At 64.5% G+C, this 4,416-nt stretch carries 6 protein-coding genes; 5 read left to right on the top strand and 1 reads right to left on the bottom strand.

Features of this window, described 5'->3' with window-relative positions; translation table 11 throughout:
* On the top strand, positions 1 to 309 hold a 309-nt coding region (locus E8A12_RS09780), incomplete at its 5' end, for a hypothetical protein (RefSeq protein WP_293368115.1).
* Positions 310 to 448: 139 nt separating this feature from the next.
* On the opposite strand, the gene E8A12_RS09775 is transcribed toward E8A12_RS09780, so the two are convergent.
* The gene (locus tag E8A12_RS09775) at positions 449 to 1,042 is read right to left on the bottom strand and encodes a TetR/AcrR family transcriptional regulator (RefSeq protein WP_293368113.1); all 594 of its coding nucleotides are present in this window, start codon (positions 1,040 to 1,042) and stop codon (positions 449 to 451) included.
* Positions 1,043 to 1,143: 101 nt separating this feature from the next.
* Between E8A12_RS09775 and E8A12_RS09770 the strand changes: the two genes are divergently transcribed.
* Genes E8A12_RS09770 through E8A12_RS09755 form a run of 4 tightly spaced genes read left to right on the top strand, consistent with a single transcriptional unit; the run spans position 1,144 to position 4,186 of the window.
* A complete protein-coding gene (locus tag E8A12_RS09770; protein ID WP_293368111.1) occupies positions 1,144 to 2,121 on the top strand; it encodes a zinc-binding alcohol dehydrogenase family protein in 978 nt (325 codons plus the stop codon).
* A gap of 5 nt (positions 2,122 to 2,126) precedes the next feature.
* Positions 2,127 to 2,651, top strand: coding sequence for a PaaI family thioesterase (locus E8A12_RS09765; RefSeq protein ID WP_293368109.1), 525 nt, complete (start codon positions 2,127 to 2,129; stop codon positions 2,649 to 2,651).
* 27 nt (positions 2,652 to 2,678) lie between these two features.
* Positions 2,679 to 3,692, top strand: coding sequence for an alcohol dehydrogenase catalytic domain-containing protein (locus E8A12_RS09760; RefSeq protein WP_293368107.1), 1,014 nt, complete (start codon positions 2,679 to 2,681; stop codon positions 3,690 to 3,692).
* A 35-nt stretch (positions 3,693 to 3,727) separates the two neighbouring features.
* Entirely contained in the window at positions 3,728 to 4,186 is a 459-nt protein-coding gene (locus E8A12_RS09755; RefSeq protein WP_293368105.1) for a DUF4442 domain-containing protein, read from the top strand.
* Positions 4,187 to 4,416 lie beyond the last annotated feature (230 nt).

The following is a 4,416-nucleotide window of genomic DNA, read 5'->3' as shown; positions in this document are numbered from 1 at the left end:
GTCGCCAACCACGAAGAGAAGAACGAGGCGACCGACCTTCAGGTGCTTGAGGAAAAGGGGATTGAGCTCACCGCCGACAAAAAAGCCGAACTGGTCCAGCACATCGACAGGCTGCGCATGCTCAATGGGGAACTGGTGTCGTTGTCGCGCCAGATGCTGCGGCGCATTGACGACGCCGGTTATCTGCCGCCCCTGAAGGAGACGACCTCCCGGCTCGGGGGGCCGTATTCCAATGCCATGCAGTGCCGATACGCCGAAGGAGACCTGAAAGACCGGATTTCCAAGGGGTGGTTCACCCTGCACCGTTGAATGCGGCCAAGTCCGCTTCCCAACCCTCGCCGACCTTCGGAAGGTCCGCTTCACGGGAAAGCGGCGGTGAGTCCGCTTTTCGGCCGCCATCCAACGTCCGCATCCGACCCATGGCGGACCTTCGCAATGGGCCGTGGCCCTAAGCTAACAACTTGGCGGCGGCGGCCGTGAGATGTTCACGGAGACCGACGGACCCGGCCAGGGCGCCCACGACGTAAGCGCCGTTTATTATGAGGGCGAGTTGGGAAGCGACCGCGTTGGCGTCGTGCGCCCCAATCTTGCCCAGCAAAACGGCCAGCCGGCGTTCCAACTCCACCTTGTTGTCGCAGGCGATGGTTCGGCCAGGGTGACGAGGGTCGGGAAACTCGGTCATCAGATTTAGAAACGGGCAGCCGCGATAGGCAGGATGCCCGATCCGCTTTGCGATCCCCGTTAGCAGGGCGTCCAGCATGGCGCGCGGATCGTCCGCGTGTTGCACCTCAACCCGGTCCCACCAGGCCCAGAACAATTGATCCTGTTCCGCCGCGAAGGCCGCGATCAATTCGTCCTTGGATTCAAACAAGCGATAGAGCGTCGTCTTCGAGACACCAGACCGCGCGACGACCGTATCGACGCCGATCGCGCGAACGCCTTCGCGATAGAACAGTTCACTGGCGGTCGCGAGGATCCGCTCTCGCGCGCCGACCGCGTCCTTTCGGGGAGCGCCGCGCTTGGCCCGGATGGGCTCGTCCATGTTCGCCTCACGTCTGGTTCGAGAAAACGCTGTTGACAAAGTGACAGACCTGTCCGTACCTTTCAAGTGACTTACAGGTCTGTTACTTTAAGGGGACGACGATGCGCGCCATTCAGGCTGAAAGCTTTTCAGGATACGGCGGACTTCGCCTGATCGAAGCGTCAAAGCCGGAACCGGTGAAGGATCGGGCGCTGGTCCGCGTCACCGCGGCCGGCGTCACGCCCCTCGACCACACGATCCTGGCTGGCGGCTTGCCGCGGACCAAGGCTCCGCTGGTGCTTGGCGACGAAGGCGCTGGCGTCATCGAGGATGCAGGCGGTCTCGACCTGGCCGCAGGAAGCCGCGTGATGTTCGCAGGGCCTTACGGCGTTCGCGAGAATGGCGCTTGGCAAGATTGGATCTGGGTCAGGCCCGAGGATCTCGTGCTGGTGCCGGACGAGATCGACGACGTGGTCGCCGCCAGTCTTCCAGTCGCTTATCTGACGGCGCAGATCACGCTGACGCTGGCGGGGTTCAAGCCGGGCAAGACGGTCCTGGCCCCGGCCATTGGCGGGTCGGTGGGCAACGCGACCTATCAGCTCGCGCGGGCCCAGGGCGCTGGCAAGGTGATCTCCACAGCGGGCAGCGCGGCGAAGGCCGCCAGGGCGCGCGAACTTGGCTACGACGACGTCATTGACCTGACGACGGAGGATCTTGCGCAGGGCGTGCGCCGGATCACGGAAGGCCGCGGCGTCGACATCGTCATTGACGCAATTGGCGGGGAAGTGATGGCCAGCGCCTTGAGCAGTCTTGGCCTTGGCGGCGTCCTGATCACGCTCGGCTATTCCGCCGGCCGCAAGAGCCTGATCGACGTCACGGACCTGATCTGGAAAGGCGCGCGGATGGCCGGTTTCGCGCTAGCCGCCCAGCCCCCGCCGGTCATCGCTTCCGCCTGGAGCACCATCCTCCCTCTCATCGCGAACGGGTCGGTCAATCCGATTGTCGAGCGGACCTATCCTCTCGAAGAGGCGGCCGAGGCGCTCCGGCATCTGATCGAAGACCGCCCCTTCGGCAAGGTCATCCTCAAGCTCGAAGGATGATCGGCATGTCCGTCGAGACCCCGACGCTATCGCGCGAGCGATTCGTCCGCTGGGACGATCCCACGGCCCTCGCCGACGCTGGCCGCACGATGAGCGGGCGGGAGTTCCTTGAGGCGATGCTCCACGGCGATCTTCCGTCACCGCCGATCTGTCACCTGGTGGATTTCGCCATCAGCGGGGTCGGTGACGGTCAGGTCGACATGACGCTGACCCCACAGGAGTCGCAGTACAATCCCATCGGCTCGGTGCACGGCGGAGTGATCGCCACAGTCCTTGATTCCGTGATGGGCTGCGCCGTTCACACCCGGCTGCCGGCCGGACGAGGCTATACGACGCTCGAAATCAAGGTGAACTACCTGCGGGGCATCACCCGCGACACCGGACCAATGACGGCGGCCGGGCGTGTCGTGCACCTGGGCGGCCGGACGGCGGTGGCCCTGGCAAGCTTGTCCGACAAGACTGGCCGGCTCTACGCCGAAGCCAGCACGACCTGCCTTGTCTTCGATCTGCCTTCGACAGCCGCGGCTTGAGATAACCGTCCCAAGCGGAGGTGAAATGTGCGCCAACTCACCGTCAACACTGACCGTGCGGTCCAATGGCAGGAGGTCCCGCCTCCGCGCCTGTTCGGACCGCTGGCCGCGATCGTCAGGCCGATCGCTGTCGCGACCTGCGACTTCGATCACCTGATCGTCGGGGGCCACGTGCCGCTGCCGCTGCCGATCGCCATCGGCCACGAATTCGTTGCCGAGGTCGTTGAGATTGGCAGCGACGTGACCACGGTGTGTGTGGGTGATCACGTTGTCGTCCCCTTTCAGATCAGCTGCGGAGACTGCCCTGCTTGCCGGCAACGCCATACGAGCTGCTGCGAGACCCAGCCGTACTTGTCCTGCTATGGCCTGGGTCAGCTTGCCGGCGACCATGGCGGCGCGATGTCCGACCTAGTGGGAGTGCCCTTCGCGGACGCCATGCTGGTCGGGCTGCCGCCGGGGGTTTCCCCGGCTGATGCGGCGGCCTGTTCATGTAACGTCACCGACGCCTATCGTTGTGTCGGCCCCCAGCTCCTCGAACGCCCGGGCGCGCCGGTGCTGATCGTCAATGGCGCCTTCGGCAACATTGGCCTCTATGCCGCGCTGATCGCGCACGCCATGGGCGCGGGGAAGGTCGATTTCGTCGACAGTGATCCCGGTCGCGCGGCGATCGCGACGCGACTGGGCGCCAAGTTAGTCCATCCCGACGCCGTCAGAAGCGCTTCCTATCCGATCACGGTCGACGCCAGCATGGACGCCGATCTTCTTGTGATCGCCCTTCGAGCGACGGCCCCCGCCGGGGAGTGTAGCGTCAGCGCCATGTACCCCGGCGGGCTGACAGCCGTGCCGCTGTTCGAGATGTTCCAGAATTGCGTGACCTTGCGGACCGGACAGCCGCACATCCGCGCTCATCTGGAAGCCGTCCTTCGGATGGTCGCCTCAGGCGTCCTGAACCTGAGCGCGATCACGAGCGCGGTGGTCGATTGGGAATCCGCACCAGCGGCCTTCGCAAGCGGGCGCGGCAAAACGGTCTGCGTTCGATAGCCGCCCTGCAGAATCCCCAGAAATCGGAAACCAGAATGGAAACCAAACCAGGCCTCGCCGCGAGACAAACGCCCATCGTGCCTTTCGCCGACCACGTCGGCGTCATTATCCTGGCGAACAACGGTGGCGAGCGCGCACAGATTCCCGATAGCGTCGAACTCACCAATCACATCGGCAGTGTCCACGCCGGAGCCCTGTTCACATTGGGCGAAGCGGCGTCGGGCGCAGCGGTATTGAGCGCTTTCGGCGCGACACTTGGCGGCGTCGTCGTTGTGGTGCGCAAGGCGGACATTCGTTTCCGCAAAATCGCCCATGGGCCAATCACCGCGACGGCGACGCTGTCGAAGCCTGTCGACGAATTGGGTTCTCTTCTTCACGACCAGGGGCGTCTGGATTTCGACGTGGCCGTGGAACTGCGGAACGACGCCGACGATCTGGTCGCTGAGATGGGCGTGGGGTGGCATCTCTCGAAGCGCCACATCCAGACGAGATGACATCGCGGCGGCATCGCTAGACGCGCCAAACTGCCGTCGCCGAAGCTTCCGACGTCCGACAACGGCGACGAACTCCATGTCCGCTAACCCCCCGATCCTGACATTTTCGAGGTCCGCTTTCAGGCACGGAGCTAATGTCAGCTCTCGACCGATTTCGTTGAAAAAGGCCGCGGTTGTAGCGGGTGGCAGGCCGCGGCGCGCAAGACCGCGACGCCTCAGGCGGTCGCTGG

This window comes from Phenylobacterium sp. (genome assembly GCF_004799395.1).
Classification (GTDB): Bacteria; Pseudomonadota; Alphaproteobacteria; order Caulobacterales; family Caulobacteraceae; genus Phenylobacterium.
This window is presented reverse-complemented; position numbering and strand designations above follow the sequence as displayed.